At 38.8% G+C, this 2,766-nt stretch carries 2 protein-coding genes and 1 pseudogene; 1 reads left to right on the top strand and 2 read right to left on the bottom strand.

The features are described 5' to 3' along the window. Nucleotides 1-170: 170 nt before the first annotated feature. On the bottom strand, nucleotides 171-1,562 hold the full coding sequence (locus A3EQ_RS0114405) for a DHA2 family efflux MFS transporter permease subunit (RefSeq protein WP_020155878.1): 1,392 nt from the start codon (nucleotides 1,560-1,562) through the stop codon (nucleotides 171-173). A gap of 168 nt (nucleotides 1,563-1,730) precedes the next feature. On the opposite strand from A3EQ_RS0114405, the gene A3EQ_RS0114400 reads away from it, so the two are divergent. Next, a complete protein-coding gene (locus A3EQ_RS0114400) occupies nucleotides 1,731-2,342 on the top strand; it encodes a TetR/AcrR family transcriptional regulator (protein ID WP_020155877.1) in 612 nt (203 codons plus the stop codon). Nucleotides 2,343-2,629: 287 nt separating this feature from the next. Here A3EQ_RS0114400 and A3EQ_RS21210 read toward each other — a convergent pair. Further along, nucleotides 2,630-2,766 (bottom strand): annotated as a pseudogene (locus A3EQ_RS21210) (IS256 family transposase); the annotation flags it as partial.

The following is a 2,766-nucleotide window of genomic DNA, read 5'->3' as shown; positions in this document are numbered from 1 at the left end:
TAGGTAGGGTTCTCCTTTCTCTGGAATGTGTTGTGGTCCAAATCAGAGAATACCCTACCTTTTTTCTTTTGGTCTAGCAAAATGCTTTACACAAAATTTTATACATCATCTACCAGCTCTTTATTGGACAATGAATAAAAAAGATATATCTATAGTCATTAATACCGATTTTAGTTAGCCGCCTTTTTGTTTGTCAAAAACAAGGAAGGCAGTATGCTGATCATCATGAAGATTAGACTTGTAATAAAGCCAAGATGATAAGCATCAGCAATGTTGGATACTGTGGCTTCCTTTGCACTTAAAGCGCTGCTCACTACTGTTGCCAACATTGCGGAACCAAAGGCAGCTCCAATGTTTTGGATGATGCGGGTGGCTACGCTTGCTGCAGGAACCAGCAGTTTTTCAAGCCCAACATAAGCATCACTCATCACTGGAACGGTGATTCCTCCAATGCCTATTCCTCGTATGAACAAAACAATCCAAATAACCCATTGCATTGTGCTTGCATCAAAAAATACAAAAGGCAGTGTTCCAAGTATAGTTATAGCGATTGAAGGCAGTACGACAAGCCGAGCTCCGTATTTATCAGTCATTTTTCCAACCAAAGGCCGTGCTATCAGCATTCCTATCCCCTGTGGAATCAACCAGAGTGCTGATGCAATGACATCCAGTCCACGTACATTCTGAAAAAACATCGGTAATAGAAGCATCGGCCCATTGGTAGCAAATCCAGCTAAGAACAAGGAAAAAAATGCTGCACTGAAATTTTTGGATTTAAAAAGAGCCAATGGTATCAAAGCCTTGTTCTTTTTCTTCCACGCATAAACCAGATAAGCAATCAGGGAAACAGCACCGGCTGAAAATGCCAAGATGCTTGTTGCACGGAAGTACGATTCCCTGCCCTCTGTTACGCCAAGGATAAACATTCCCGATATCAGTGCCAGTAATAAAACACCTGGCCAATCCATTTTTGCGCCTTTGTCAATCGCCTCAAATTTTGGCAGTTTCCACTGCATCAACAGCAATGCAACAACCCCAAATGGAAGATTCACAAAAAAGAGCCAGTTCCATGATAAATATTGTAAAATTAATCCTCCTATAATCGGGCCAATAATTGGGGCAAAAACAATCGGAATTCCTACAATGGACATTAAACGTCCGAGGTTTTCATTGCCTGCAGTCTGTACAATCAAGGCGGTCAATGTTGGAATGATGAGCCCGGAAGCAAAACCTTGTAAAACCCGGAATATGATTAAACTTGGCATATTCCAAGAAAGACCGCAAAGAATTGAAGCGACCAAAAATAGGCCCAAAGCTCCCATAAATATTTTCTTGCCGTCATATTTCTTCATCAGCCATCCAGAAAACGGAACCGCAATTCCCAAAGCCAAAGTATATCCGGTAACCACCCATTGTGCTACAGCAAAACTGGTTGAAAACATCTTTGTAAAATCATTAACTGCTATATTGACGATAGTGGTGTCCAGCATAGAAGGGAGTGCACCAAGTACTAAAATCCAGGCGATGCTAATGATGTCCTTAGGCAACTTTTCTTTTTCCATATTTCCATCTCCTCCTTAAGATACATTATGTACCTTAAGTATACATAAAAAATATAATAAGGTGCAAGGTGTACATTATTTAACCCTGGGATATGCTATAATGATTGAAAAATATATTGAAGTTGATCTACGAGAACGAGAATAAATTTTAAACTGTTCCCGGAGAGGATGATCGTGAAAATGAAAAATGCGGGCAGAAGTATGCGCAGAAGGGGAGATGCACTATATGAAAGCATCTATAATGCCACTATTGAATTAATCAAAAAAGTTGGTTATATCAATCTCACTTTTCAGGAAATTGCAAAAGCCGCAAAAACTAGCCGTACCGTAATTTATCGGCGCTGGCAAACAAAGCTTGATTTAATCCACGAAATTATGGTTTATAAAATGAAGAAAGTACTTGACGGTGAGTTGATTGATAAAATTGAGGATACGGGAAGTTTGCGCGGGGACTTGTTGCAGTTGCTCACACTTTATAACAAAGCCTATTTAGAAGTTGGTCCGGAAATAATGAATGCTATTTTATTTGAGATGGGACAAAATAACAAGAAAATGACCGAAATTACAGTCAACGCAACAAATAAAAATATTCTTGTCATGCAAAAACTGCTTGGTTTTGCAAAAGCGAGAGGAGAAAAAATAAAAGAGGTCAGCGAGACGACACTGACCCTGCCCTTTGACTTGATCCGTGTGGAATATCTTATGCGAAAAGGTGTAATGGATGAAAAGCGACTGGAGTTATTGGTTGATGAAATTTTACTTCCGGTTTTTCTTGCATAATCATGGTCTAAAAGGAAAATCAATTCTAAAACCTGCATTATTAGGCTTAATTATTTGTATATGTGGAAATAGTTTTTATTTTACGAAGTATAGAAGAATCAATAAAAATCAGGAATCACAGATGTATTTTCAATTTATGCAGTTGGTACCGTCATAAGATAGATAGGGTATCTCTGAAATGGATTTAGAATAGAGTAGGGCTGTTTCCTCCACACAGGAGACTGAATATTCAAGTCTCCTGTGTGGAAAGGGAGAATCCCCTTATTTTATTTATTTACAATATTTGGTTAAAAATAATGTTCTTCAAACATTCGCTCGAGGGCTTCATACGCTTCGGCAAATCCTCGCAACTTTCGTTCTGCCCATTTCTCGTTAAAATCTTGAACGGTCAAATATACGACTTTTTCAGCGGCTTCTAAACTGC

The organism is Caldibacillus debilis DSM 16016 (genome assembly GCF_000383875.1).
In the GTDB taxonomy this organism is placed as follows: Bacteria; Bacillota; Bacilli; order Bacillales; family Caldibacillaceae; genus Caldibacillus; species Caldibacillus debilis.
Note: the sequence above shows the minus strand (reverse complement) of the source record. Positions and strands in the feature narration are given on the sequence as shown.